Raw genomic sequence first — 25919 nt, 5'->3', positions numbered from 1 at the left:
ATTGTTGATCGCGCCTCTGGTCGACTGGAAAAGCCGGGCGGGTGCGCACCTGGCGAGTTACCCAAGCGGCCAAAGGGATCTGACTGTAAATCAGCCGGCGTAGCCTTCGGGGGTTCGAATCCCTCACTCGCCACCAGCCGAAGCGCCCCCTCGTGGGGCGCTTCGTGGTTTCCGGGCTGAGCTCCGCGATCGTCGCGCCCCCGTCTCTCTCCCCCCCCCCCCCCCCCGCGTTCGCGAGGAGATCGGCACTGGTGAGGATGCCGGGAGGCGCCGGCATCCTTCTGTGCACCATTTCTCCTTCGCGGCGGCGGAGAGGCCGCGCGACTCGCCGGCCGGGACGGACCGGCGTGCCAGGATGGTCGGGCAGGTCCACGACGCCTGCGGAAGAGGAACGCCATGAACGTGCCCGACCGACCGGACCGGACCCTCGATCACTCCGACGCGTCGACGTCGCCGCTGCTGCGTGCGGCGATCTGGGTCGCGATCGGCGCCCTCATCGCGGCGGCCATCGTGTGCGTCGTGTGGGTGCTCATCGGCTCGCAGGACGGCATCGTCGGCCGGGCGTTCCTGACGATCCTGCTGCTGGCGGCGTTCGCCGGCGTCGCGATCCTCGACGCCCACCTCGCGCCCCGGCGCCCGGCGTGGTTCGCGCTGGCGAGCATGTCGACATGGGTGCTGGCGCTGCTGCTCGGGGCCGTGCTCATCTGGATGCCGGAGAGCGACATCTGGGACGGGTCCTCCCGCTTCATCCGCTTCCTGCTGATCGTCCTGATCCTGCAGCTGGCGCTGCTGCACGTCCGCCTCTACGCCAGGGCGTTCCGGCGGCTGGTGACCGCCTTCACCCAGACCGTCGCGGTCGTGACCATCTCGCTCGTGGTCGGGCTGGCGGCACTGCTGATCGTGCCGCTCGTGGTGTCGGACTGGGTCGTCTTCGACAACCTGTACTGGCGGGTCGTCGTGGCCACCGCGATCCTCGCCGCCGTCGGGACGGCGCTGATCCCGCTCGTGAACGTCTTGTTCGCGCCGAAGAAGCCGCGCGCGTTCCCCGCCGTCGCCTACGGACAGGCCCCCGCGATCCCCGCCGCCGTACCGGCGTCCGCGCATGCGAACCAGCCCGCCCCCGACGAATACGCATCGCAGGAGCTGCTGCCGTGGCCGACGTTCTTCGACGGTGTCACTCCGCTGCCGATGATGCCCGACGGATCACCCGACTGGGGTGCGTACTACACCGGGTACCCGTCCGAGGGCGCCCACGTCTTCGGCTATCCCGACCCCGCGGCGGCGCCTGCCGCCCCGCCGGCTGCGCCCGCCGGTCCGCCGCCCGCGCCTTCGGCGGAGGAGCCCGCCGTGCCGCCGGCGCCGCCCACCACTCCCGACTACGAGGGGTATCCGCCGCCCCCGCCGCTGCCGCCCCGTCCCTAGCGCGCGCTCAGCCGGCGAGGGCCTCGAGCGCGGCCATCGCCGCGTTGTGCCCGCCGATGCCGCTGACGGCTCCGCCGCGTCGCGCGCCCGAGCCGCACAGCATGATCGACGGATGCCGGGTGGCCACGCCCCAGCGGTGCGCCGGCGAGTCCAGCCGGTCGCCGTCGTCGGCCCACGGCCACGCGAGCGGCCCGTGGAAGATGTCGCCGGCGACCATGCCGAGCGAGTCCTCGAGGTCGGCCGTCGTGCGGGCCTCGATGCACGGCGTGCCGTCCGGGGCGAGGTAGACGCAGTCGGCGATGGGCTCGGCCAGCACCGCGTCGAGCGAGCGCTCGGCCGCGTCGAGCAGTTCCGCCCGCATCCGGTCGCGGTCCGTGCCGGCGACGAGCCGGTGCGGCACCTGCAACCCGAACAGCGTCAGGGTCTGCGCGCCGGAGGCCCGCAGCTCCGGTCCCAGGATCGTGGGGTCGGTGAGGGAGTGGCAGTAGATCTCGGCCGGCAGCGGGTCCGGCACCCGGCCGGCGACGGCGGCGGCGTGAGCCGCATCCAGCTGGGTGAGGGTCTCGTTGATGTGGAACGTCCCCGCGAACGCCGCCTCGGGAGCGACCTCGCTGTCGCGAAGTCTCGGCAGGCGGCGAAGGAGCATGTTCACCTTGACCTGGGCGCCCTCGGGTGCAGGGGACGCGGCATCCCGGATCGAATCGCCGCCGGCGGCCAGCAGCCGGTCGAGGACGGCCGGCCCGACCCCGCTCAGGACGACGCGGGCGTGCAGCCGCTCGCCGCCGCGCAGCCTGACCTCGCCGTCGGGGGTCACCGCCTCGACCTCGGCGCCCGTGCGCAGGTCCGCGCCGGCGTCGCGGGCGGCGCGGGCGAGCTCGCCCGACACCGCGCCCATGCCCCCGACGGGGACGTCCCAGTCGCCGGTGCCGCCGCCGATCACGTGATACAGGAAGCAGCGGTTCTGGCGCAGGTCCGGCTCGTCGGCGCGCGCGTAGGTTCCGATCAGGCCGTCCGTCAGCGCGATCCCGCGGGCGATGTCGGTGCCGAGGGCAGAGCGCAGCATGCCGCCGAGCGGCTGCTCGACCACGTCGGCCCACAGCCGGTCGTCGCCGAGCGCGCGCCGCACGTCCGCGGCGGGCCGAAGCGGTTCGGTGACCGTGGGGAACAGCGTGCGCGCGAGCGGAGCGAGCCGGTCGCCGAAGGCGGCGAACCGTGCGGCCTCGCCCTCATCACCGGTCGTGCGGGCGAACGAGGCGGCGGTGGCCGCGGCATCCTTCGTGTCGATCAGGATGCCGCGGGACGGGTCGGCCGGATCGGGCGTGTACGAGGAGTAGCGGCGGCGCACCAACGTGATCCGCAGCCCCAGGTCGTCGATGATACGCCGGGGGAGCAGGCTCACCAGGTAGGAGTACCGCGACAGGCGTGCGTCGACACCCGCCCACGGGCGCTCCGACACCGCCGCCCCGCCGACGTGATCCAGGCGTTCCAGCACCGTCACGCTCTTGCCGGATGCGGCGAGATAGGCGGCGGCGACGAGCGCATTGTGCCCGCCGCCCACGATCACGACGTCATGGATGCGGGATGGCGGCGGCGCGGCGTCGGGCATGGTCTCACGGTAACAACGCGCGGGCGTAGCGTGGGAGGGTGAGTGATCCCGTCCTGCTGCAGTCCATCGCCGTCGAGATCGCCCGCGAGGCCGGTGACCTCGCGCGGCGACGGCGCTCGGAGGGCGTCGCGATCGCCGCGACCAAGTCCGCCCTCGCCGACATCGTCACCGAAGCCGACCGCGAGGTCGAGCAGCTCACCCGCACGCGGTTGAGCGAGGCCCGACCCGAGGACGGGTTCCTCGGCGAGGAGTCGGGCGCCGAGCGCGGCACGAGCGACATCACGTGGGTCGTCGACCCGATCGACGGCACGGTGAACTACGCCTACGGCATCCCCTCGTACGCCGTCAGCATCGCGGCAGTGGCCGGCGAACCCGACCCGGCGCAGTGGCAGGCGCTCGCCGGAGCGGTGTTCAGCCCCGCGATCGGCGAGCTGTTCCGGGTCGCGAAGGGAGAGGGGGCATGGCTGGACCGCACGCGGCTGGCCGTCAACCCCGACACCGGCCCCGCCGGCGCCCTGCTGGCGACCGGCTTCGGATACGACCCGTCGACCCACGCCGGCGATCTCGCGCGCGTCGCGAGGGTCATGCCCCTCGCACGCGACCTGCGACGCAGCGGCGCGGCCTCGCTGGACTTCGCCTTCGTGGCTGCGGGGCGCCTCGACGGCTACTTCGAGCCCGGGCTGCAGCCGTGGGACCACGCGGCGGGCGCCCTGCTCGTCCAGGAAGCCGGGGGACGCGTGTGGCGGGAAGGCGGAACGGCGGCGCGACGACTGATGATCGCGGCCGGACCGGGGCTTTTCGAGCGCCTGCTGGACGCGGCATCCGGGACCGGGGAATGACGCATTTCGACAGCCGGCGGAAGAGCTCGTTACGGATGGGTTTCGTACATGGCATTCCCAGACCGGCTTCGGTAGTGTTTACCCGATCGTTACCTTCGTCGCCCGAACGGCGCGAGTGATCCCCCCACCTCCGAGTACGCCCCTCGCTCGCCCGAGCGACACGACCCGAGAGCCCTACCCCGCTTTGCCTTTCGACTCCGTTGAGCCTGCGCGCACGCGCCGTGCTCACCGCACCGCCACCGCGTCCGTTCCGGCGACGGCGGGCGGGACGAAGACCGCGATCGATGCTCCCGCGACGCCCGTCCAGCCCTCGCGGGCGGAACTGCGTCGCCGCGCGAAGTCCGCCGCGGCGGTCACCTCGGCGGCGGGGATCACGCCGGCGGTCGAGAGCGGTACGGCCTTCGAGGTGTCCGAGACGGCGCACACGGGAACGGCCTTCGAGCTGTCGCCCGCGCCCGAGGTGGCGCCCGTGATCGACACCTCCGCCCAGCCGATCGTGCTCGGGGCCGAGGACACCGCCGCCATCGCCCCCGCGTCGCGCCGCGCCCGCCGCGCAGCAGGACCCGCCCGCCCGGTCCTCGACGAGCCCCACGCCGAGCTCGTGGACGCGGCCGTGGCCGCCGTCGCCGAGGCGATGCTGACCGGGCAGGCCGCCGTCGCCGGGGCCGAGACGCCGGTCGCCGGGGTCGTGCCGGTCGTGCCCGTGCCGGTCGTCGCCGTCAAGCCGGTCGAGGTCGCGGCTGCTGCCGAGGTCGCCGTGCCGGTCGAGGTCGCGGCTCCCGTTCCCGCGGCCGTCCTGCCTCAGGCTCCCGGTCGCCGCGCACGCCGCGCGCGTCCGGTCGAGCCGGTGCTCGCCCCCGCCGAGCCCTTCGAGCTGATCGAGCCCGAGGTCGACCGCGAGCCGGTGACCGAGCGCGTCATCGAGCAGGAGCCCGCCGGCCAGGTCCTCGACCAGCCGGCCCCCTCCCGCCCCTCCTCGATCGACGAGTTCGCCGCTGCCGTCGCCCTGTTCTCGTTCACCGGTGAGGCCCCGGTGCAGTCGCCCGTCCGCAGCGTGGCGCCCGAGCCGGTCTCGGCGCAGAGCGCCGCCACCGCGCACGCCGTGCCCCGCACCTTCCGCGGGCGCAGCGCGCTGAAGAGCCTCGCGACGGCGTCGTTCTCGGTCGGCGTGATGGGCATCGTCGGCCTCATGACGGTCGGCATGACCACGCCCGCCGAAGCCGTCGCCGCCGCGACCGGCAACCCCGCGGCGACCGCGATCGTCGCTCCGGCCGACAGCGGCGTCGACATCCAGCCCGACGAGATCCAGGCCTACGTCGCGCCCGCCGGCACCGAGAGTGCCGACGTCGTGCGCAGTGAGAACTACGACACCCTTACGATGGCCGAGATCGCGTCGGAGTCCGGCATCCAGAACTTCTCGAACTTTTTCAAGAACGACCCGAACAGCGCCATCCAGTGGCCATTCGCGGTCGGCGTGCCGATCACCTACGGGTTCGGGATGCGCTCGGGCCGCATGCACGAGGGCGTGGACTTCACGCCCGGCGCCGGCTCGCCCATCCAGGCGATCGCCGACGGCGTGGTGCGCGAGGCGACCGCCGCGGGCGGCGCGTACGGCGTCCACGTCATCATCGACCACGAGATCGACGGGCAGCTCGTCTCGAGCCACTACGCGCACATGGAGTACGGCTCGCTCAAGGTGGTGCCCGGTCAGAAGGTGACGGTGGGCACGATCCTCGGGACGACGGGCAACACCGGGCGCTCGTTCGGCGCCCACACGCACTTCGAGATCCTCATGAACGGCACCACGGCGATCGACCCGATCCCGTGGCTGCGACAGCACGCCGGAGGCTGATCGTCGATTCAGCAGGATGCCGCGGCTCTGGTATCCTCTTCTAGTTGCCTGCTCGCAGGCAGCACGCCCCGATAGCTCAGTGGCAGAGCACTTCCATGGTAAGGAAGGGGTCGTCAGTTCAATCCTGACTCGGGGCTCGCAGCATCCGGTCTTCGGACCACGGATGCGGTGCGGCGGGGTAGCTCAGTTGGTGAGAGCGCACGACTCATAATCGTGAGGTCGCGGGTTCAAGCCCCGCTCCCGCTACTCGAACCCCCGGTTTCGCCGGGGGTTTCGTGCTTTCCGGGCGCGGGTCCGGGCGCGGGCCCAGGCCCTCGCTAGGAGAAACGCACTGGTGAGGACGCCGTGCGCTCGGTGCATCCTCAGGGGTGCGCATCTCCTATCCGGCGCACCGCGCCCGCGGGTTTCCGGCGCACCGCGTGCCTACGTCCTCGCTAGGAGAAACCCACTGGTGAGGATGCCGTGCGCTCGGTGCATCCTCAGGAGTGCGCATCTCCTACCCGGCGCACGGCGCCCGGGGGTAGCCGGCGCACAGCGCCCGGGGTATCCGGCGCACCGCGCCCGCGGGGCGCGCGCGAAGCGCGGGTCAGGATGCCGCGGGGTCCGCGGCGCACGCCCGCGCGTCCACGGGCGGCAGCAGCGGGTCGGCGGCGCAGCCGTCCGCGGTGACGGCGAGGCGCCGGTCGGGGTCCAGCTTGTCGAGGATCGCGAAGGCGACGTCGGCCAGGCGCTCCGCGCCGCCCTCGCCCAGGCCGTCGAGGACCATGCGCCGCACGGCGTCGTCGTGGCGCGGGCGGCTCGCCCGGTAGGCGCGCTCCCCGGCCGGGGTGAGTACGGCGTTGGTCGCCCGGCCGTCCTCCTCGCATGCCGCGCGCAGCACGAGCCCCTTTCGCTCGAGGCCGGTCACCACCCGCGAGAGGCGGGGGAGCGTGGCGTTCGTGCGAGCCGCCAGCGCGCTCAGTCGCAGGCGGCCGTCCGGTGCTTCGCTCAGCGCCTCGAGCAGGGCGAACTCGAACGACGTGATGCCTTCGGGTGCGAGTTCGCGGTCGAGCGCCGTCGGCAGCAGCTCCAGCAGTGCGCGCAGGCGCGCGATGGCCACGCGCTCGTCGTACTGGAGTTCGGTCATGCCCCGAGTGTAGCAAAGGTTGCAGATACAAGCATCTGATGATAGTTTCATCTATAACTAAACCCGCACAACCCGCGGACACGACCGAAGGAAGACAGCATGACCAGCTTCACCATCATCGGAACCGGCAACATGGGCGGCGCCATCGGCGGCGTGCTGGCAGCCGGCGGCAACGACGTCACCCACGTCTCGCGCGAGCAGATCGGCACCGCACCCCTGACCGGTGACGTCGTGATCCTCGCCGTGCCGTACCACGCGGTGGACGCCGTCATCGACGCCTACGGCGAGCAGCTGCAGGGCAAGACCATCGTGGACATCAGCAACCCGCTGAACTTCGAGACGTTCGACTCGCTGGTCGTCCCCGTGGGCAGCTCCGCCGCCGCCGAGATCCAGAAGAAGCTCCCCGGCAGCACCGTCCTCAAGGCCTTCAACACCAACTTCGCCGCCACCCTCGGCAGCAAGCAGGTAGGCGGCCTGCCCACCACGGTCGCCGTGGCCGGTGACGACGCAGCCGCCAAGCAGTCGCTCATCGCCGCCGTCACCGCCGGTGGCGTGTCGGCCATTGACGCGGGCTCGCTGACTCGCGCCCACGAGCTCGAGGCCCTCGGCTTCCTGCAGCTCACCCTCGCCGTCGGCGAGAAGATCGGCTGGACCGGCGGCTTCGCCGTCGCAGCCTGACGATGTCGATCCGGTGGGGCCGGCATGCCGGCCCCACCTCGAACCGGGAAGAGACCATGACCACCGAGACGTCCGACCGCATCCTGCACCCCGACACAGCCATGGGAGCCGTCACGCTGCGCGTCGGCGACCTCGAGGGCATGTCGGACTACTACGCCCGCGCCTTCGCGATGGAGCCGCTCGAGGAGCGCAGCCGTGACCGCGAGGTCCACCGTGTGCTCGGCCGCGGCGCGACCCCGCTGCTGCGGCTCATCCACACCCCGGACCTGCCGGGCGTCGACCCGCGCCAGCCGGGCCTCTTCCACACCGCCTTCCTCTTCGACGACGCCGCGAGCCTGGCCGCGACGGTCTACCGCGCCGCCCAGGAGCCGCGCAGCCGTTTCGTCGGATCCAGCGACCACCTGGTCAGCGAGGCCTTCTACTTCACCGACCCCGAGGGCAACGGTGTCGAGCTGTACACGGATCGCCCGCGCGAGCAGTGGGTGCGGCACGGCAGCCAGATCGAGATGGCCACGAACTACCTCGACCCGAACGCCTATCTCACGCGCCACTTGGTGCAGAGCGCGGTGGATGCCGGGCCCTCTCTCGCCGGCCGCGTCGGCCACGTGCACCTGCAGGTCGGCGACCTCGCCACCGCGCGCGGCTTCTACGTCGACGCCCTCGGGTTCGAGACGACGCAGGCGCAATACCCCGGAGCCCTGTTCGCCTCGGCGGGCGGCTACCACCACCACGTCGCGATGAACATCTGGAACAGCGCCGGCGCCGGCCCTCGCGCCGCGCGCCTGGGTCTCGGCGACGTGTCGGTCACCGTGCCCGAGGTCGCCGAGCTCGAGGCGGTCGCCGCCCGCCTCCGCGCCCGCGGCATCGGCTTCCGCGCCGACGGCCGCTCCGTCGTCGTCGACGATCCCTGGGGCACCCAGGTGACCCTCGCCCTTCCCGACCTCTCCACCGAGGAGCTGCTGAGCCGATGACCGTGTCCCTGAGCGCCGTGCGTTCCGCCGATTTCTCCGCGGATGCCGCGTCCGACGTCATCCTCCTCCTGCACGGCTACGGGTCCACCGAGCACGACCTGACCGGCCTCGCCGCCGCGCTCGAGCTGGATCAGCGGTGGGCGTCGCTTCGCGCACCGCTGCAGATGGCGCACGGCGGAGCGGCGTGGTTCGAGATCCAGACGCCGGGGGACCCGGCATCCGAGCCCGTCGTGCGTGCCACCGACGCCATCTGGTCGTGGGTCGACGCCGAGGCGGGACCCCACGCACGCGTCATCGCGATCGGCTTCTCGCAGGGTGGGCTCATGGCCAGCCAGCTGCTGCGCACCCGCCCCGAGCGGGTGGCGGCGACGGTCGTCCTCGGCGGGTTCGTGCTTCGCGGCGAGCAGCCGGGCGATGCCGAGCTCGCCCGCACCCGCCCGCCGGTCTTCTGGGGCAGGGGAGCGGCCGACCGCGTCATCGCACCCGCGGCGATCGAGCGCACGCGGGAGTTCCTGCCGGGTCACAGCTCGCTCGTCGAGCGGGTGTATCCGGGGCTCGGCCACGGGATCGACGCCGCCGAGGTGCGCGACGTCCGCGCCTTCCTCGAAGACGCGCGCGTCCGCGGCGCGGTGGCGCCGTGACCGCGACGCCGTTCGAGCTCGGGATCTTCACGTTCGGCGAGTTGACCCGCGACGCCGACGGCGCGCCCCTTGCGGCCGGGCGTCGCCTGCACGAGCTTCTGGAGTGGGCCGAGGTGGCCGACGCCGCCGGGCTCGACGTCTTCGGCGTCGGCGAGCATCACCGCGAGGACTTCGTCGTCTCGTCGCCTCAGATGGTGCTCGCGGCGGCCGCGGCCCGCACCACCCGCATCCGGCTGACGAGCACCGTCACGGTGCTCTCGAGCTCTGACCCCGTCCGCATCCACGAGGACTTCGCGACGCTCGACCTGATCAGCGGAGGGCGCGCCGAAGTCACGGCCGGGCGCGGCGCCTACGTCGAGTCGTTCCCGCTGTTCGGCCAGCCGCTCGACCGGTACGACGAGTACTTCGACGATCGCCTCGACCTGCTGCTGAAGATCCGCGACGACAACCCCGTCACCTGGTCGGGGACGACCCGCGCCGCGCTTCGCGACGCCGGCGTCTGGCCGCGGCCGGTGCAGCAGAAGCTGCCGGTGTGGCTGGCCGTGGGCGGCACGCCGGCCTCGGCCGTGCGTGCGGGCCGGCTCGGCCTGCCGCTGTACTTCGCGATCCTCGGTGAGCCGGCGCGCTTCGCGCCGCTGGCGCGGCTGTACCGGGATGCCGCGGCTGAAGCGGGCCGCGAACCGGGCCGCGTGGGCGTCACCTCCCACTTCTACGTCGAGCGCACCTCGCAGGGGGCGCGCGACACGTTCTACCCGCATTACGCGGGGTACTTCGCGCAGAACATGCCGCGCTCGGGACGGCTGTCGCGCGAGGCGTTCGAGTCCTGGGCGCAGCCGCACGGTGCCCTCTTCGCCGGGAGCCCGGCCGAGATCATCGACAAGATCCTGTGGGAGCACGAGGTGCTCGGCCACACGCGGTTCCTGGCGCAGGTCGGCCTCGGCGGCCTGGGTCAGGCGGAGACCCTGCGGTCCATCGAGCTGCTCGCGACCGAGGTCGCGCCCGCGGTCCGCGCGGCGCTGCCGGCTCCCGTGCAGCCGCCCGCGCGTCCGGTCGCCGCTGCGGGCACCGCCGCCCCAGCCCTTCGCTAGGAGATCTGCACTGGTGAGGATGCCGGTGGCCACCGGCATCCTTCTGTGCACCATTTCTCCTAGCCGGCGTCGCGGCGTGGGCCAGTGGGCCGCGGGGCGCGGGGCGCCGCGCCGGGCTGTGGAGAGGGCGAGGCACCGGTATACCGGAGCCCTAGGCTGTGGACCATGGAGCTTCTCGCCCTCGTCGGCATCCTCGTCCCCGTTCTCATCGGCGTCATCGTCGTCTTCTTCGTCGGTCTGCTGCTCTTCCGCGCCTGGTACCGCGTGGCCAAGGCCGATGAGGCCCTGGTCATCGTCGGCAAGACGCAGAAGGGCGCGGACGGCCAGTCCTCGCGCATCTCGGTGATCACCGGCGGCGGCGCGATCGTCAACCCGATCACCCAGCGCGCCGAGCTGGTGTCGCTGCGCGCCCGCCAGATCAAGATGGAGCCGGTCGCGCAGTCGTCCAACGGCGTGACCGTCACGGTCAGCGGCGTCGCGCTGGTCAAGATCGGCTCCGACCCCGAGGCGGTCCGCCGAGCCGCCGAGCGCTTCGCCTCGCAGGACAAGGCGATCGAGCAGTTCACCACCGAGCAGCTCGAGGGCGCACTCCGCGGGGTGGTCGCCACCCTCACCGTCGAGGAGCTCATGCGCGACCGGCAGCGACTGTCGGACCAGATCGCCGAGGGCATCAAGAGCGACCTGTCCAGTCAGGGCCTCATCCTCGACTCCTTCCAGATCCAGGGCATCACCGACGCCAACGGCTACATCTCGGCTCTCGGCGCCACCGAGGTCCAGCGCGTCAAGCGTGAGGCCGAGGTCGCCGAGATCGACGCGCGGCGCGAGATCAAGCGTCGCGAGCTGGCCACCAGCGAGGCGACCCTGGTCGAGCAGACCGCGTACGACAAGAACACCGCCGCTTCGCAGGCCGAGGTCGGCCGCGCCAACGCCGAGGCCGAGCAGGCAGAGGCGCTGGCCAAGGCGCAGGCCGAGCAGGGCGTGCTGCTGCAGCGTGCCGAGAACCGTCAGGCCGAACTGGATGCAGAGGTCAAGCGCGTCGCGGATGCGCGGCTCTACGAGCGCCAGCGCGCCGCCGACGCCGAGGCCTACGAGCAGGTCAAATCCGCCGAGGCCCGCGCGCAGATCGCCGAGGAGGAGGCGAAGGCGACGCGCCTGCGCGCCGAGGCCGACGCCGAGGCGGTACGTCTCGCCGGCCAGGCCAAGGCCGACGCGCTCGAGGCCGAAGCGGCCGCCCTCGCCCGCAACCAGGAGGCCCTGCTCGCCCAGCGCGCCCTGGACGCGCTGCCGCTGGTCATGGCCGAGTACGCCAAGGGCTTCGACAAGGTCGGCGCGATCACGGTCCTCGGCGGCGACGGCGCCTCGTCGCACCTCGCGGGGGAGTCCGCCACCGGTCTGCGCTCGGTGTTCGACTCGGTCAAGGCCGCGACCGGACTCGACATCGCCGCCATCATCCAGGGCCGCGCCGTCGGCGAGGGCATCGGCGTCGGAATCGCCGCCGAGCGCGCGAGCGAGTCCCGCGCGACCCCCGCAGCCGCAGCGACCGAATGACGACCGTCACCGTCGTCGGGGCCGGCATCTCGGGCCTGGCGTGCGCACGCGCGCTGCGCGCCGCCGGCGTCCCGGTGCGCGTGATCGACCGCGGCCGCCGCGTCGGCGGGCGCATGGCGACCCGCGTGATCGACGGCCGGCCGGTCGACATCGGCGCCGCCTACCTCACCGCCCCCGGCGACGACGGCTTCGCCGCGCTCACCGCCGGCTGGGTCGAGCGGGGGCTCGCGCGAGCCTGGACCGACACGTTCGCCACCGCCACGGCATCCGGGATCATCGGCACGAGCACGGGCCCGATGCGATTCGCCGCCCCCGCCGGCCTGCGGTCGCTCGTCGAGGATCTCGCAGACGGGATGCCGGTGGAATCCGGCCGCGCCGTCGCCCGGGTCGCGCCGGGACGGGTCGACGGGGATGCGGCCGGCGAGGTCGTGCTGGCGATGCCCGCGCCGCAGGCGGTGCGCCTCGTCGACGCCTCGCACCCGATCGCCCCCGCCGTCGCCGAGAGGGAGTTCGAGCCCGTGATCGCCGTCGTCCTGGCCTGGTCCCAGCGGCAGTGGCCCGCGGACCTGCACGGAGTGTTCGTCGACGGGGATCCGGACGTCTCGTTCATCGCCGACGACGGGGACCGCCGCGGCGACGGCGCGGGCGTCCTCGTCGTCCACACCACGCCCGAGCGCGCTCGCCGGCACCTCGACGACCCCGACGTCGCGATCGCCCCTGCGCTCGCCGCCACGACGCGCATCCTCGGCATCGCCCGGGACCCGGCGACCGTGTTCGCCCACCGCTGGACCTTCGCCCGGCCCGCCGCCGGGGCGACGGCGCCGTTCCTCCGCGCGGACGGCATCGCCGTCTGCGGGGACGCGTGGGGAGAGCGCACGGCCGTGCGGACCGCATGGGCCTCGGGCGACGCCCTCGGGCGCGTGATCGCGGCGGGGGAGCCGGCGGGGGAGCCGGCATCCGCGGGATAGTGTGGCCGACATGACCACGACGCCTCCCGGCTGGTACGACGACGGACACGGCGCACTGCGGTGGTGGGACGGCGCGCACTGGACCGAGCACGTCGCCGAGCCCGACCCGGAGCCCGTCGCCGGCCAGGCGCACGACGCCGGCCCCGAGCACGACGCCGGCCAGGCGCACGACGCCGGCGGCTCCGGCCCCGAGCACGACGCCGGGCAGACGCAGGTGCTGCCGCCCGAGCTGGCCGCGCTCGACCCGGCCGCCGCTGTCGGCTCCGGGATGCCGTCGCCCGCCCAGACCCCCTCGTACGCCGCCTACGGCGCGACGGGTGACCCGAACGCCGTGCCGCCCTACGCCGGCGCCTACCCCGGGCACCCCGCCGCCCCCTCGGGTGCGTTCGTGGCGGCGACGGAGCCGAAGAAGTCGGCTCTGTGGATCGTGTGGGTGGTCCTCGGTGTCGTCCTGCTGGGGGTGGTGATCGCCGCGGCGGTCGTCATCCCGCTGCTGTTCTTCGGCCTCGCCGTGAACGGGGGTCGGGGAGCACCCGCCCCGTCCGCCCCGCTCGTCCAGGAGGGCGCCGAGCCCGAGGGTGCGGACGAGCTGGCCGCCGTCGAGGCGGTGCAGCTCTACGACCGCGCATGGCAGACCGTCGACTGCGACGTCTTCCTGGCGGTGACCACCGAGGACTTCCGCAGCGACGTGCTGCAGCTGACCGACTGCGAGTCCTTCGAGGCCGAGGCGACGGCGTTCTCGGAGTCGGTGGAGGACTACGCCGTCACCATCACCGACATCACCGCCGAAGGCGACAGCATCCGGGTGTCGACCACCGAGAGCTACCGCAGCATGTTCGACGCCGACGGCCAGCCCACCGACGAGCTCGAGGACTACCAGGACCGGCTCGAGTACCTTCTCGTGCCGGGCGAGGGCATGTGGGTCATCGACGACGCGTCGTTCCTGTGATGGCCGGCGAACGGGTGCTGCCCGCGCGCAATGCGCGATTCTTCCTGACCTGCATCGGCGTCGGCCTGCTCGCGGGCCTGTTGTCGGGTCTCTTCGGCGTCGGCGGCGGGACGGTCATCGTGCCGCTGCTCGTCCTCGTCCTCGGGTTCGACCAGCGGCTCGCGGCCGGCACGTCGCTGGCGGCGATCGTCCCGACCGCCGGGGTCGGCGTGGTCTCGTACGCGCTGTCCGGTTCGGTCGCATGGATACCCGCCCTCATCCTCGCCGCCGGCGCCGTGGTCGGCGCGCAGGTGGGCACGTGGCTGCTCGCCCGGCTGTCGCAGACCATCCTGCGCTGGGCGTTCATCGGCTTCCTCGCCGTCGTCATCGTCACGCTCTTCTACGTCATCCCGTCGCGAGAGGTGGGGCTCGAGCTGACGTGGGCCACCGGCATCGGCCTGGTCGTCCTCGGCGTCGTCACCGGCATCCTGTCGGGTCTTCTCGGGGTGGGCGGGGGCATCGTCGTCGTTCCGGCGCTCATGATCCTGTTCGGAACGAGCGATCTCGTCGCCAAGGGCACGTCGCTGCTGATGATGATCCCCACCGCGATCTCGGGCACCGTCGGCAACATCCGCCGCCGCAACGTCGACCTCGTCGCCGCGCTCGTCGTCGGGCTCGCCGCCTGCACGACGACCGCGCTCGGCGCCTTCATCGCCACGCGCGTGGACCCCTTCGTCGGCAACGTGCTGTTCGCGGCGTTCCTGACCTTCATCGCCGGGCAGATGGCCTACAAGGCCGTCCGCGCGCGGCGCCGCTGACCGTCCCGGAAGGACAACATGACCGACCTCACGCTGTACGTGTGGTTCCCCGGCAACGCCGCGGAGGCCCTCGCCTTCTACCGCGACGTGTTCGACGGAGAGCTTCAACTGCACACCTACGAGGAGTTCGGCCGAACCGACGGCCCCGGCGACGCGATCGCCCACGGCATCCTCGGCGGACCCGTCCGGCTGTACGGCGCCGACGCCTCGGGCGACCAGCCCTCGGTGTCGCAGACCGGAGTCAGCCTGGCGCTGCTCGGCACCGCCGATCCCGAGACCCTCACCCGCTGGTTCTCCGGGCTGTCGGTCGGGGGAACCGTGCTCGACCCGCTGCAGAAGCGCGCGTGGGGCGCCACCGACGGCCAAATCCTCGACCGCTTCGGCCTGCGCTGGCTCATCGGCTACGAGGACTGACCGCCCGCTCTCACCGTGTCCCTCGACCGCGGCGCGCGGAGGGCCCTAGGTAGGATGGCACGGTGCCAGTGAACCCCGAGCTCGTGGGCCGCGCGTTCCCCGCGACGGCGCCCTACCTCGTCGGCCGCGAGAAGGTGCGCGAATTCTCGCGCGCCGTCTTCGCCGACGACCCCCAGCACCTCGACCCCGCCGCCGCGCAGGCGCTCGGCTACGCCGACGTCGTCGCGCCGCCGACCTTCGCCATGGTCGTGCAGGACCTCACGCTGCAGCAGCTGCTGGCCGAGCCCGGCTCCGGCATCGAGCTCTCGCGCGTCCTGCACGCCGAGCAGCGCTTCCGCTACACCCGCCCGATCGTCGCGGGCGACGAGCTCACCGCCCAGCTGACCGTGACCGGCATCCGCACCCTCGGGGGCAACGCGATGGTCACCAGCGACGCCGAGGTGCGCGACGCCGCCGGCGAGCATGTCGTCACCGCCACGTCGGTGCTGCTGGTCGGGGAGGGCGAGAAGTGAGCGAGCTGAACGTGGGCGACGTCGTCGCCGAGCGCACCGTCCACCTCACGCGCGAGTCCCTCGTGCGCTACGCGGGCGCCTCGGGGGACTTCAACCCCATCCACTACCGCGACGACGTCGCCGCAGAGGTCGGGCTCCCGGGGGTGCTCGCGCACGGGATGCTGACCATGGGCCTGGCCGTCGAGACGATCGTGCCGTGGCTCGGCGACAGCGGGCGCATCCTGGACTACGGCGTGCGGTTCACGCGCCCCGTGGTCGTCGATCCGGCCTCGGGCGCCCACGTCACCGTGACCGCGAAGGTCGGCGCGATCGACGACGAGGCGATCCGCATCGACCTCACCGTCGCGCACGGCGACACCACGGTGCTCGGCAAGGCGCAGGTGCGCGTCCGGGCCGCCTGATGGCGGAGATCACCCCGGTCCCGCTGTCGACCCTCACGACCCTGCGGACCGGCGCGGCACCGCTGCGCATGTTCGAGGCATCCGACCGCGACGAGCTCGTCGACACGCTCCGCGGACTGTGGGACGAGGGCGAGCCGTGGTTCGTCCTCGGCGGCGGATCTAACCTGTTCGTCGGCGACGAGCCCTTCGACGGCGCGGTCGTGCGCGTGCGCACGTCGGGCATCGAGCGAATGCCGTCGCCCCGCGCCGGCTTCGCCCGGGTCCGGGTCGAGGCGGGCCACGACTGGGACGACCTGGTGGCCTACGCCGTGGCCGAGGGGCTCGCGGGCATCGAGGCGATGTCGGGCATCCCGGGGACCGTGGGCGCCGCGCCCGTGCAGAACATCGGAGCCTACGGGCAGGAGATCGTCCAGACCCTCGTCGAGGTCGAGCTGATCGACGAGTCCACCGGCGAGGTCTCGATCGTCCCGGCGGCCGACCTCGGCCTGGGTTTTCGCACCTCGGTGCTCAAGCACCATTACGGCGAGGCGCCGCTGCGGCGGGCCGTGATCCTCTCGGTCACCCTCGAGCTCGCCGAGGTCGGACAGGCCGAGCGGCCGATCGCCGGCAAGCAGCTGCGCACCGCGCTCGGCCTCGCCGAGGGCGAGCAGGTCTCGCTGACCTGGATCCGCGAGCACGTGCTCTCCACGCGCGCGCAGAAGGGGATGGTGCTCGACGACGCCGACCCCGACACCTACAGCGCGGGGTCGTTCTTCCAAAACGCGGTGGTCTCGGCATCCTTCGCCCGCACTCTTCCGGACGAGTGCCCGCGGTGGCCGGTGTCGCCGGACCTGGACGCGGTGCTGGTGATCCCGCTCGCCGCGTTCGACGGCTACGTGCCGCCGCCGTCTGCGGTCGAGTCCGACGTCAAGGTCAGCGCGGCGTGGCTCATCGAGCACGCGGGGCTGCGCAAGGGGTTCAAGCTGCCGCGCTCGCGGGCGTCGCTGTCGACCAAGCACGCGCTCGCCCTGACCAACCGCGGCTCGGCGACCGCCGCCGAGCTCGCTGAGCTCGCCCGCTTCATCCAGGGCCGCGTCCAGTCGGAGTTCGGCCTGATCCTGCAGCCCGAGCCCGTCCTCGTCAACGTCGAGCTGTAGCCCCGCCCCACGGACCGCGAGACTGCATCTCTGCGCCGAGACGGTGGGTTCACACCGCGGTCTCGGGCCGGAGATGCAGTCTCGCGGACGGGGAAGGGATGCCGGGTCAGCCGGAACCGGAGCGGTCGCCACCGGAGCGGTCGCCGGCGCCGGCGCGGCGGGCGGCCTCTTCGGCGCGGATGGTCGCCGTCGTCACGTCGGTCGGGCGCTCGCCCGGCTCCCACATGCGGTCGATCGCGGTGGCCGGCGACGTCGTCGCCGCGAGCGACGCCTCGAGGGCCCGCTCGTACCGGCTCTGCCGGCGCTTCAGCCACAGCCCCGCCACCAGCAGCACGGCGAGGATCGCGTAGCAGGTCGCCGCGAACGGATGCATCACGAGGTCGACGAGGTTCCCCTGGCTCAGTTGCAGCGCCTTGCGCAGCTGCTGCTCGCCCATCGGCCCGAGGATCAGGCCGACGATCAGCGGGGCGATGGGGTACCCGAAGCGCCGCATGACGTAGCCGAGGGCGCCGACGATCAGCAGCACCAGGATGTCGAACGTGGTGAAGTTCACCGCGTACGCCCCCAGCACCGCGAAGGTCAGGATGCCGGCGTACAGGTACGGGCGCGGGATCTGCAGCAGCTTCACCCAGATGCCCGCCAGGGGCAGGTTCAGCACGATCAGCAGCACGTTGCCGATGTAGAGGCTCGCGATCAGCGCCCAGACCAGGTCGCCCTGGTTCTGGAACAATTGCGGACCGGGCTGGATGCCGTAGGACTGGAACGCGGTGATGATGATCGCCGCCGTCGCGGTGGTCGGAAGGCCCAGGGTCAGCAACGGCACGAGCACGCCCGCCGCGGCGGCGTTGTTCGCCGACTCCGGCCCCGCGACGCCCTCGATCGCACCGCGGCCGAACTGCGCCTTGTTGCGCGAGAGCTTCTTCTCGGCCGCGTACGACAGGAACGTCGCCACGTCGGCCCCGCCGGCGGGGATCGTCCCGATCGGGAAGCCGATCGCCGTGCCGCGCAGCCACGGCCTCCACGACCGGCGCCAGTCCTCGCGCGACATCCAGCTGCGCCACCCGCGCGTGACGGGGATCACCGGGATCGGGCCGTGCCGCAGCCGCGCGGCGACGTACAGCGTCTCGCCGATGGCGAACAGGGCGACCGCGACGAGCACGACGCTCACGCCGTCCGACAGTGCCAGCATCCCCATCGTGTACCGCGCCTGCCCTGTGGTCGCCTCGGTGCCGATGAGGCCGATGAACAGACCCATTCCGAGCGAGGCGAGCCCTCGCGAGACCGACGAGCCCAGCAGCGCGCCGACCGTGATGAAGGCCACGACGATCAGGGCGACGAAGTCCGCCGGCGACAGCTGCACGGCGAACCCGGCGATCAGCGGGGCGAACAGCGTCAGCAGCATCGTGGCGACGGTGCCGGCGACGAACGATCCGATCGCAGCGGTCGCGAGCGCCGCGGCGCCCCGGCCGAGCTTGGCCATGCGGTTGCCCTCGATGGCGGTGATGACGGATGCCGATTCTCCGGGCGTGTTCAGCAGGATGCTGGTGGTGGACCCGCCGTACATGCCGCCGTAGTAGATCCCGGCGAACATGACGATGGCGGCCGTCGGCGGCAGCGAATAGGTCAGCGGCAGGAGCAGGGCCACCGTCATGGCCGGGCCGATTCCGGGGAGGACCCCGACGGCGGTGCCGATGACGACGCCGATGAAGGCGAAGAGCAGGTACTCGGGCTGCATCGCCGTGGCGAAGCCCTCGAGCAGCAGGTTCAGGTTGTCCAATGTCGTCTCCTAGCCGAACAGCGGGCCGGGCCCGTACCACGCGTCGAAGGCCATGCCGCGCGGCAGGAACAGGCCCAGGGCCTCGCCGAAGAGCAGCTGCGTGCCGACGCCGAGGGCGAGGCCCACGAGCAGCGCGATCCACCAGCGCTTGGCGCCGAGGGTCCACGCGGCGCCGCCGAACAGCAGCGCGGCGACCAGCCACCACCCGAGCACCTCGAGCAGCAGGATGACCCCCACCACGAGCCCCACGAGCTTGGCGATCGTGAACCAGTCGGCCCGGGCGTCGCTGTCGATGTCCTCGCCCTGTTCGCGCGCGCCCAGATGCCCGCGCAGCACGCCCACGATCAGCGCGAGCCCGGCGGCGACGAGGATCGCGGACACCATGAAGGGGAACACTCTCGGCCCGACGGCGGCGCCGGCCGGCGTGCGGATCGAGAGCGCGCCCACGAAGGCGACGACTCCCAGTGCCAGCACCCCGGCGGCGAAGATGAGCTCGCCGATGCGATCGGCACCCCAACCGGGGCGCGGCGAGACCGCCGCGCCCCGGTCGGCGACCGTGTGGTCGGTCATCACAGCAGTCCGATGTTGCGCAGCGTCCCCTGCACCTCGGTGACGTTGCCCTCGACGAAGTCCGAGAACTCCTCACCCGTGAGGAAGGCGTCGCTCCAGCCGCGCTCCTCAAGCGTCGAGGTCCACGTCTCGGTCTCGTGCAGCGAGGTGACGAGGTCCACGAGCGCCTGCGCCTCGGCCTCCGAGATGTTCCCCGGGGCGAGCAGCCCGCGCCAGTTGGTGTAGACGACGTCGTAGCCCTCGTCGGTCATCGTGGGCGCGTCGGGCAGTAGGGCCGCGGGACCGTCGCTCGAGACGGCGAGGGCGCGCAGGTCGCCCGACTCGACGTACTCGGCGAACTCGCCCACGCCCGAGATGCCCGCCGAGACGTTGTCGCCGAGCAGCAGCGAGACCGCCTCGCCGCCGCCGGCGTTGGGGATGTAGTTGAGCTTCTCGGCGATCTCGTCGCCGCCCAGGCCCGCCGCCTCGAGCAGGAGCCCGGCGAGGATGTGGTCGGCGCCGCCGGCCGAACCGCCGGTGATGGTGACGTCCTGCCCGTTCTCGACGACGTCGTCGACGAGGTCCTCGAGGGTCTCGTACGGCGAGGATGCCGGGACCACGACCACCAGCGGCTCCTCGGTGAGGCGCGCGATCGGGGTGGTGTCCCCCATCCGCACCTCGGCGGCGTTGGTCTCGACGGCCCCCACCATCACCAGGCCGGTCACCATCAGGGTGTACGGGTCGCGCTCGTTGGCGAGGGATGCCAAGCCCACCGTCCCGCCGGCGCCGCCGACGTTGGAGACCGGGGCGGTGCGGAGGAGGTCCTCGGCGGTGAACGTCTCGGACAGGGCGCGTCCGGTCTGATCCCAGCCGCCGCCGGGATCGGCGGGGACGATGATCTGGACCGACTTCGGGGCCGCGGCGGCGCCGTCGCCGGCGGCCGCGGCATCGCCGCCGCCCTGTGGGTTGCAGCCGGCCAGGGCGAGAACGGTGAGGCCCGCGAGGCCGACGGCGGTGATCTTGGTGCGCATCATGATGCTGTTCGACTCTCCTTCGAGTGCGGAGGCGTCGGTGCCTCCGGGTGTCGTCAGACGCTAGGTCGGCTGCCGGGGCGGTGTCTCGCTTGTGGAACTAACGCGCACTTCGGTAACTATTGGTCGCCGAGAGCGCCCGCAGGTGCGGGGCACAATGGGGGGATGCTCCCCGCGATGTCGCTGAAGCTGCAGCTGCTCCTGCTGCAGGCGATCATCGTGTGCGTGGTGACGGTGACGACCGGTGCGGTCGCCATCGGCGTGCAGGAGCGCATCATCCGCGACCAGGCGCGGGAGCGCATGGTGGGGGTGGCCCTCTCGATCGCGCGGCTCCCCGCGGTCCTCGACGCCTTCGACGCCCCGCAGCCGAGCGAGGCGATCCAGCCCATCGCCGAGCTCATCCGCGAGTCCTCCGACCTCACATATGTCGTGGTCACCGATGCCGACGGCATCCGGCTGTCCCACCCCGACCCGGACCGCATCGGCGAGCCGGTCTCGACCGACCCGTCGATCCCGCTCTCGGGCGAGGTGTACGTCGGCACGCAGACGGGGACGCTGGGGGAGTCGTGGCGGGTGAAGGTGCCGATCTACGCCGACCCGGCCGCCGACGATCCGGGCGAGGTGATCGGCTCGGTGTCGGTGGGCGTGCTGGAGTCCGAGATCGCCGCCGACCTGCAGACGTGGCTGCCGTGGGTGCTCCTGGCGGTCGCCGGGTCCGCCGTGGCCGGGGTGTTCGGAGCGGCGTGGGTGACGGCGGTGGTGCGCCGCCGCATCTTCCAGCTCGAGCCCGGCGACATCGCCGAACTCGTTGACGAGCGCGAAACGATGCTGCACGGGCTGAGCGAGGGCGTCATCACCGTCGACGCGGCCGGTGTGATCACCCTGGCCAACGACGCGGCGCTCCGCCTGCTGGAGCGCGACGACCTCGTGGGGCGCCACGCCCACGACGTGTTCGACGGGCCGATCCTCTCGGTGCTCGAGGACGGCGAGCCCGACGGACGGCTGGTCCTCGCGGGCGAACGCGCGCTGATCGCCCGGGGCACCGGCATCCGGGACGATTCCGGGGCCGCCGTGGGCGGCTCGCTGCTGCTGCGCGACCACACCGAGCTGCACGCCGCCCTGCGCGACATGGACGGGGCGCAGTCGCTCACCGACGGTCTGCGTGCGCAGGCCCACGAGTTCGCCAACTCGATGCACGTCGTGGCGGGCCTGCTCGAGCTCGGGCTCGTGGATGACGCCCGCGAGTTCATCCGGAAGGTGCGGCCGGGCGGTGCGCTGGCCACGTCGGCGGATGCCGGTGCCCTGGGCTCCGAGCTGACGGCGCTGCTGGCGGTGAAGCAGTCGCAGGCGCGCGAGCGCGGCATCGAGTTCGGGCTGCACGCGACGGGGGAGGTGCCGGCGTCGCTGTCGGCCGACCTCGTCACGGTGCTCGGGAACCTCGTCGACAACGCCCTCGACGCGTGCGGCGCCGGGGACCGCATCCGGGTCGAGGTCGCCGCGGACCCGGGCGGCGTGCGCGCGGTCGTGGCGGACACCGGCCCCGGGATCGCCGCCGAGCTCGAGGGCCGCGTCTTCGACGAGGGGGTCTCGACGAAGGGCGGCACGCGCCGGCGCGGCATCGGCCTGGCGCTCGTGCGCCGCGTCGCGCGCCGGCACGGCGGCGACATCGTCCTGGAGCGCTCGGGTGCCGGGGCGACGTTCGCGGTGACGCTGCCGGCCACCGAGCGGGTCGGGCGCGCATGAGCCGGCCGCTGCGCGTCCTCGTCGTCGACGACGTCCCCGCCGTCGTCGCCCTGCACAGCGCGTTCGTCGCCGCACATCCCCGCTGCGAGCTCGTCGGCACCGCCGGGAGCGGCCCGCAGGCCGTCGAGGCGATCCGGAGCCTCGCCCCCGACCTGATCCTGCTCGATGTGCACCTGCCCGGCTTCTCGGGACTGGATGCGCTGCGCGCCGTGCGCGGCGACGGCACGCTCACCCAGCCCGAGGTGATCGCGGTCACGGCCGCGCGCGACCTCGAAACCGTGCGCGACGCGCGGCTCATGGGCGCCCGCCACTACCTCGTGAAGCCCTTCACCGCCCACGAGCTGCACCAGCGGATCGAAGACGTGCTGCGCGAGCGCGACGCGTCCTCCGGCGGCGGCGACCGGCTCGATCAGCGCGACATCGACGCCGTGATGTACCCGGCCGGGCGCACCCCGCTGCCCAAGGGCCTCACCCCGCAGACCCTCGAGGTCGTCACCGACGCGCTCCGCCGCCATCCGCTGTCGTCGGCCGCCGAGATCGCCGAGGCCGTGGGGCTGAGCCGCGTGAGCTGCCGCCGCTACCTCGAGCACCTCGCGGTGACCGGCCTGGCGGCGCGGTCGCTGGACTACGCCACCGCCGGGCGCCCCGGCACCCGCTACCGCCTCGCCGAGACCTGACCCGCTTTACGACCGCGAGACTGCATCTCTACGCCGAGACGGTGGGTTCAGACCGAGGTCTCGGGCCGGAGATGCAGTCTCGCGGGTGGTCGGCGGGGATCAGGAGGCGAACAGGGACTGCAGGCGCTGGACGCCCTCGAGGAGCGCGTCGTCCCCCAGGGCGTACGACAGGCGCAGGTAGCCGCTCGGGCCGAACGCCTCGCCCGGCACCACCGCGACCTCGGCCTCTTCGAGGATGAGGTCGGCGAGCTCGAGCGTCGTCGTCGGCGTCTTGCCGCGCCACTCGCGGCCCAGCAGCCCCTGCACGTCCGGGTAGACGTAGAAGGCGCCCTGCGGGTTCGGCACCGTCACGCCCGGGATCTTCGCCAGCTCCGACACGATGAGCTTGCGGCGGCGGTCGAAGGCGACCCGCATCTGCTCGGCCTCGGTCTGGGGACCCGTGAGGGCGGCCAGCGCCGCGCGCTGGGCGATGTTGTTGACGTTGCTGGACAAGTGCGACTGCAGGTTCGCGGCGACCTTGATGGCGTCCTTCGGGCCCACCATCCAGCCCACGCGCCAGCCGGTCATGGCGTAGGTCTTGGCCACGCCGTTGACGAGGATCGTCTGAGCCGCGGCATCCGGCACCGCTTCGACGATCGAGACGGCGCGGACGCCCTCGTAGACGAGGTTCTGGTAGATCTCGTCGGTGATGATCCAGATGCCGTGCTCGAGCGCCCACTCGCCGATGGCCTTGGTCTCGTCGGGGGTGTACACCGACCCGGTCGGGTTCGACGGCGACACGAACACCAGCGCCGTGGTGCGCTCGGTGCGCGCGGCCTCGAGCTGCTCGACGGTGACCTTGTACTCCTGGTCGGCGCCGGCGAAGACCTCGACCGGGATGCCGTCGGCCAGGGCGATCGCCTCGGGGTAGGTCGTCCAGTACGGCGCGGGCAGCAGCACCTCGTCGCCGGGGTTCACCACGGCCTGGAACGCCTGGTACACCGCCTGCTTGCCGCCGTTGGTGACGATGACCTGCGACGGGTCGACCTCGAGGCCGGAGTCGCGGAGGGTCTTGGCGGCGATCGCCTCGCGCAGCACCGGCAGGCCCACCGCCGGGGTGTAGCGGAAGTTCGCGGGGTCGAGGAGTGCCTCGGCGGCCGCATCGACGATGAAGTGCGGCGTGGGGAAGTCCGGCTCGCCCGCGGCGTAGCTGATCACCGGCCGGCCGGCGGCCTGCAGCGACTTGGCCTTCGCGTCGACCTTGAGGGTCGCCGATTCGGCGATGGCGGACAGCTTGCGGGACAGAGGAGCGCGTTCGGTCACACACCGAATCGTAGTCGGGCACGTGCGCGCCCGCCCGCCGGCATCCACCGAATGGGGGAGGCCCCATCGGACCAATGACCCTGCCGGGCCGCCCCGGCCATCAGCAGGCTGGAGTCATGGCAGACAACGTGGTGCAGGTGCAGAACCTGCGCAAGGAGTACGGCGGCCGCGCGGTCGTCGACGACGTGTCGTTCGAGATCGCGCGGGGCGAGACCTTCGCCCTGCTCGGTCCCAACGGCGCGGGCAAGTCCACGACCGTCGAGATCCTCGAGGGATTCCGGCGGCGCACCGGCGGCGACGTGAACGTCCTCGGCGAGGACCCCGGCCGCGCCGGGCTCGGCTGGAAGTCGCGCATCGGCGTCGTGCTGCAGAGCGCGGGCGAGCTCGGAGCGCTCACCGTCCGCGAGAATGTGCGACAGTTCGCGGGGTTCTTCCCGCGCCCCCGCGACGTGGACGAGGTCATCGACGCCGTAGGACTGACGCCGCAGGCGGACACCCGCGTGAACAAGCTCTCGGGCGGTCAGCAGCGCCGCGTCGACGTCGCCCTCGGGATCGTCGGCGGGCCTGAGCTGCTGTTCCTCGACGAGCCGACTACGGGCTTCGACCCGCAGGCGCGCCGGGAGTTCTGGACCATGATCCAGGGGCTCTCGCACGGCGGCACGACGATCCTGCTCACCACTCACTACCTCGAAGAGGCCGCACAGCTCGCCGACCGTGTCGGCATCATCGTCGGCGGCCGCCTGCGCGCGATCGGCGCGGTGGACGAGATCGGCGGGGCCGATGCCCGCACGCCGCTGGTCCGCTGGAGCGAGGCCGGCGGCATCCGGGAGCACCGCACGAGCGAGCCCGGGCGCTTCGTCGCCGACCTCGTCGCCCGCACCGGCGCCGAACCCGCCGGCATCGAGATCCTGCGGCCCTCGCTCGAGGACGTGTACCTCGAGCTCGTCGCCCGCGATTCCGACGCGGCGGAGCCCGCAGAGCACAACCGCAGAAAGGCAGCACGACGATGAGCGTCCTCGCATCCCGCCCCGTCACCGTCCGCGACACCGGACGGGGGACGCTGGCCATGGGCCTGTGGCGCGCCCGCTTCGAGCTGAAGCAGTACTTCCGAAGCGGCGACAGCGTCGTATTCACCTTCCTCTTCCCGGTCCTGCTGCTGGGGCTGTTCACGGTGGCCTTCGGCACGAACGGGGACTTCCAGCCGGCGCCGGGGCTCCCCGCCGTCAGCCTCGGGCAGATGTACCTGCCGTCGATGCTCGCGGCGGGCCTGCTGCTGTCGGGCCTGCAGAACCTGGCGATCGACATCGCCGTCGAGCGCTCCGAGGGCATGCTCAAGCGCCTCGGCGCGACGCCGGTGTCGGCGGTGAGCTACTTCATCGGCAAGATCGTGCAGGTTCTCGTCACCGGCGTGCTGCAGGCGGCCCTGCTGCTCGCGTTCGCGGCGCTCGTGCTGCGGGTCCCGCTGCCGGCGGAGCCGGAGCGGTGGGGGACGTTCGCGTGGGTGTTCGTCCTCGGGATCACGACGTCCGCGCTCCTCGGCGTGGCGCTGTCGTCCGTCCCGCGCACCTCGCGCAGCGCCTCGGCGGTCGTCATCCCGCTCGTGCTCATCCTGCAGTTCGTCTCGGGGGTGTACCTCTTCTTCTTCCAGCTGCCCGAGTGGCTGCAGAATGTCGCCGGCATCTTCCCCGTGAAGTGGATGGCGCAGGGGATGCGGGCGGTGTTCCTCCCCGGGCAGTACGCCGTCCTCGAGCAGAACGGCGAGTGGAACCTCACCGGCGTCGCCCTCGCTCTCGGCATCTGGCTGGTGGTGGGGCTCGTGCTCGGGCGGCTGACGTTCCGCTGGAACCGCCGCGACGCGTAGCCTGACTGGCGGCGGGACGACTCCGCGGACG

26 protein-coding genes and 3 tRNA genes are annotated in these 25919 nt (G+C 72.6%); 22 read left to right on the top strand and 7 right to left on the bottom strand.

Annotation, left to right across the window (positions count from 1 at the left end; genetic code table 11):
- The first annotated feature begins 51 nt into the window (after window positions 1-51).
- Window positions 52-136, top strand: a tRNA-Tyr gene (locus ACYVF4_RS05400).
- Window positions 137-396: 260 nt separating this feature from the next.
- Complete coding sequence (locus ACYVF4_RS05395) at window positions 397-1422, top strand: hypothetical protein (protein WP_460720475.1); 1026 nt, start codon at window positions 397-399, stop codon at window positions 1420-1422.
- A 7-nt stretch (window positions 1423-1429) separates the two neighbouring features.
- On the opposite strand, the gene ACYVF4_RS05390 is transcribed toward ACYVF4_RS05395, so the two are convergent.
- Window positions 1430-3028 (bottom strand): phytoene desaturase family protein, encoded by a 1599-nt coding sequence (locus tag ACYVF4_RS05390; protein WP_460720473.1) that lies wholly within the window; start codon window positions 3026-3028, stop codon window positions 1430-1432.
- Between the two features lie 38 nt (window positions 3029-3066).
- Between ACYVF4_RS05390 and ACYVF4_RS05385 the strand changes: the two genes are divergently transcribed.
- A complete protein-coding gene (locus ACYVF4_RS05385) occupies window positions 3067-3867 on the top strand; it encodes an inositol monophosphatase family protein (RefSeq protein ID WP_460720471.1) in 801 nt (266 codons plus the stop codon).
- 225 nt (window positions 3868-4092) lie between these two features.
- On the opposite strand, the gene ACYVF4_RS05380 is transcribed toward ACYVF4_RS05385, so the two are convergent.
- Window positions 4093-4347, bottom strand: coding sequence for a hypothetical protein (locus ACYVF4_RS05380; RefSeq protein ID WP_460720469.1), 255 nt, complete (start codon window positions 4345-4347; stop codon window positions 4093-4095).
- Between ACYVF4_RS05380 and ACYVF4_RS05375 the strand changes: the two genes are divergently transcribed.
- The 3 genes from ACYVF4_RS05375 to ACYVF4_RS05365 all read left to right on the top strand — a co-directional run bounded on the left by ACYVF4_RS05375 (window position 4337) and on the right by ACYVF4_RS05365 (window position 5965).
- Window positions 4337-5719, top strand: a complete 1383-nt coding sequence (locus ACYVF4_RS05375; protein WP_460720467.1) for a M23 family metallopeptidase — start codon at window positions 4337-4339, stop codon at window positions 5717-5719. The two genes, ACYVF4_RS05380 and ACYVF4_RS05375, sit on opposite strands and share 11 nt — an antisense overlap.
- A 65-nt stretch (window positions 5720-5784) precedes the next feature.
- A tRNA-Thr gene (locus tag ACYVF4_RS05370) sits at window positions 5785-5856 on the top strand.
- Window positions 5857-5891: 35 nt separating this feature from the next.
- Window positions 5892-5965, top strand: a tRNA-Met gene (locus ACYVF4_RS05365).
- A gap of 340 nt (window positions 5966-6305) precedes the next feature.
- On the opposite strand, the gene ACYVF4_RS05360 is transcribed toward ACYVF4_RS05365, so the two are convergent.
- Entirely contained in the window at window positions 6306-6845 is a 540-nt protein-coding gene (locus ACYVF4_RS05360) for a MarR family winged helix-turn-helix transcriptional regulator (RefSeq protein WP_460720465.1), read from the bottom strand.
- A gap of 99 nt (window positions 6846-6944) precedes the next feature.
- Here ACYVF4_RS05360 and ACYVF4_RS05355 point away from each other — a divergent pair, with 99 nt between their 5' ends.
- From ACYVF4_RS05355 to ACYVF4_RS05300, 12 genes are all read left to right on the top strand, one after another.
- On the top strand, window positions 6945-7523 hold the full coding sequence (locus tag ACYVF4_RS05355) for an NADPH-dependent F420 reductase (RefSeq protein ID WP_460720463.1): 579 nt from the start codon (window positions 6945-6947) through the stop codon (window positions 7521-7523).
- Between the two features lie 56 nt (window positions 7524-7579).
- Window positions 7580-8494 carry a VOC family protein gene (locus tag ACYVF4_RS05350; protein WP_460720461.1) on the top strand — a complete coding sequence of 305 codons (915 nt, stop codon included), beginning with the start codon at window positions 7580-7582 and terminating at the stop codon, window positions 8492-8494.
- Window positions 8491-9135, top strand: coding sequence for an alpha/beta hydrolase (locus tag ACYVF4_RS05345; protein WP_460720459.1), 645 nt, complete (start codon window positions 8491-8493; stop codon window positions 9133-9135). Before ACYVF4_RS05350 ends, ACYVF4_RS05345 begins: the two co-directional genes overlap by 4 nt.
- Entirely contained in the window at window positions 9132-10223 is a 1092-nt protein-coding gene (locus ACYVF4_RS05340; protein ID WP_460720457.1) for an LLM class flavin-dependent oxidoreductase, read from the top strand. The genes ACYVF4_RS05345 and ACYVF4_RS05340 overlap by 4 nt, the downstream gene beginning before the upstream one ends.
- Window positions 10224-10388: 165 nt before the next feature.
- Window positions 10389-11771 carry an SPFH domain-containing protein gene (locus ACYVF4_RS05335; RefSeq protein WP_460720455.1) on the top strand — a complete coding sequence of 461 codons (1383 nt, stop codon included), beginning with the start codon at window positions 10389-10391 and terminating at the stop codon, window positions 11769-11771.
- Window positions 11768-12739: an NAD(P)/FAD-dependent oxidoreductase gene (locus ACYVF4_RS05330; protein WP_460720453.1), complete on the top strand. Its 972-nt coding sequence runs from the start codon at window positions 11768-11770 to the stop codon at window positions 12737-12739. The genes ACYVF4_RS05335 and ACYVF4_RS05330 overlap by 4 nt, the downstream gene beginning before the upstream one ends.
- A 10-nt stretch (window positions 12740-12749) precedes the next feature.
- Window positions 12750-13688 carry a DUF2510 domain-containing protein gene (locus tag ACYVF4_RS05325; RefSeq protein WP_460720451.1) on the top strand — a complete coding sequence of 313 codons (939 nt, stop codon included), beginning with the start codon at window positions 12750-12752 and terminating at the stop codon, window positions 13686-13688.
- A complete protein-coding gene (locus tag ACYVF4_RS05320) occupies window positions 13688-14485 on the top strand; it encodes a sulfite exporter TauE/SafE family protein (RefSeq protein ID WP_460720449.1) in 798 nt (265 codons plus the stop codon). The genes ACYVF4_RS05325 and ACYVF4_RS05320 overlap by 1 nt, the downstream gene beginning before the upstream one ends.
- A gap of 18 nt (window positions 14486-14503) precedes the next feature.
- Window positions 14504-14899 carry a VOC family protein gene (locus ACYVF4_RS05315; RefSeq protein ID WP_460720447.1) on the top strand — a complete coding sequence of 132 codons (396 nt, stop codon included), beginning with the start codon at window positions 14504-14506 and terminating at the stop codon, window positions 14897-14899.
- Between the two features lie 62 nt (window positions 14900-14961).
- Entirely contained in the window at window positions 14962-15411 is a 450-nt protein-coding gene (locus ACYVF4_RS05310) for an FAS1-like dehydratase domain-containing protein (RefSeq protein ID WP_460720445.1), read from the top strand.
- Window positions 15408-15812 (top strand): MaoC/PaaZ C-terminal domain-containing protein, encoded by a 405-nt coding sequence (locus ACYVF4_RS05305; RefSeq protein ID WP_460720443.1) that lies wholly within the window; start codon window positions 15408-15410, stop codon window positions 15810-15812. Before ACYVF4_RS05310 ends, ACYVF4_RS05305 begins: the two co-directional genes overlap by 4 nt.
- Window positions 15812-16948, top strand: coding sequence for a UDP-N-acetylmuramate dehydrogenase (locus tag ACYVF4_RS05300; RefSeq protein ID WP_460720441.1), 1137 nt, complete (start codon window positions 15812-15814; stop codon window positions 16946-16948). Before ACYVF4_RS05305 ends, ACYVF4_RS05300 begins: the two co-directional genes overlap by 1 nt.
- Window positions 16949-17054: 106 nt before the next feature.
- Here ACYVF4_RS05300 and ACYVF4_RS05295 read toward each other — a convergent pair whose 3' ends face one another.
- Genes ACYVF4_RS05295 through ACYVF4_RS05285 form a run of 3 tightly spaced genes read right to left on the bottom strand, consistent with a single transcriptional unit; the run spans window position 17055 to window position 20305 of the window.
- Entirely contained in the window at window positions 17055-18725 is a 1671-nt protein-coding gene (locus tag ACYVF4_RS05295) for a tripartite tricarboxylate transporter permease (RefSeq protein WP_460720439.1), read from the bottom strand.
- A gap of 9 nt (window positions 18726-18734) precedes the next feature.
- On the bottom strand, window positions 18735-19295 hold the full coding sequence (locus ACYVF4_RS05290) for a tripartite tricarboxylate transporter TctB family protein (RefSeq protein ID WP_460720437.1): 561 nt from the start codon (window positions 19293-19295) through the stop codon (window positions 18735-18737).
- A complete protein-coding gene (locus ACYVF4_RS05285) occupies window positions 19295-20305 on the bottom strand; it encodes a Bug family tripartite tricarboxylate transporter substrate binding protein (RefSeq protein WP_460720435.1) in 1011 nt (336 codons plus the stop codon). The genes ACYVF4_RS05290 and ACYVF4_RS05285 overlap by 1 nt, the downstream gene beginning before the upstream one ends.
- 165 nt (window positions 20306-20470) lie before the next feature.
- Here ACYVF4_RS05285 and ACYVF4_RS05280 point away from each other — a divergent pair, with 165 nt between their 5' ends.
- Together ACYVF4_RS05280 and ACYVF4_RS05275 are read left to right on the top strand one after the other, a co-directional pair.
- The gene (locus ACYVF4_RS05280; protein WP_460720433.1) at window positions 20471-22048 is read left to right on the top strand and encodes an ATP-binding protein; all 1578 of its coding nucleotides are present in this window, start codon (window positions 20471-20473) and stop codon (window positions 22046-22048) included.
- Complete coding sequence (locus ACYVF4_RS05275; protein ID WP_460720431.1) at window positions 22045-22725, top strand: response regulator; 681 nt, start codon at window positions 22045-22047, stop codon at window positions 22723-22725. The genes ACYVF4_RS05280 and ACYVF4_RS05275 overlap by 4 nt, the downstream gene beginning before the upstream one ends.
- A gap of 99 nt (window positions 22726-22824) precedes the next feature.
- Here ACYVF4_RS05275 and ACYVF4_RS05270 read toward each other — a convergent pair whose 3' ends face one another.
- Window positions 22825-24027, bottom strand: a complete 1203-nt coding sequence (locus ACYVF4_RS05270) for a pyridoxal phosphate-dependent aminotransferase (RefSeq protein ID WP_460720429.1) — start codon at window positions 24025-24027, stop codon at window positions 22825-22827.
- Between the two features lie 116 nt (window positions 24028-24143).
- On the opposite strand from ACYVF4_RS05270, the gene ACYVF4_RS05265 reads away from it, so the two are divergent.
- Together ACYVF4_RS05265 and ACYVF4_RS05260 are read left to right on the top strand one after the other, a co-directional pair.
- On the top strand, window positions 24144-25037 hold the full coding sequence (locus ACYVF4_RS05265; protein ID WP_460720427.1) for an ABC transporter ATP-binding protein: 894 nt from the start codon (window positions 24144-24146) through the stop codon (window positions 25035-25037).
- Window positions 25034-25888, top strand: coding sequence for an ABC transporter permease (locus tag ACYVF4_RS05260; RefSeq protein ID WP_460720425.1), 855 nt, complete (start codon window positions 25034-25036; stop codon window positions 25886-25888). Before ACYVF4_RS05265 ends, ACYVF4_RS05260 begins: the two co-directional genes overlap by 4 nt.
- The last annotated feature ends 31 nt before the right edge of the window (window positions 25889-25919 follow it).

The sequence above is a fragment of the Microbacterium aureliae genome, from assembly GCF_054780155.1.
This window is presented reverse-complemented; position numbering and strand designations above follow the sequence as displayed.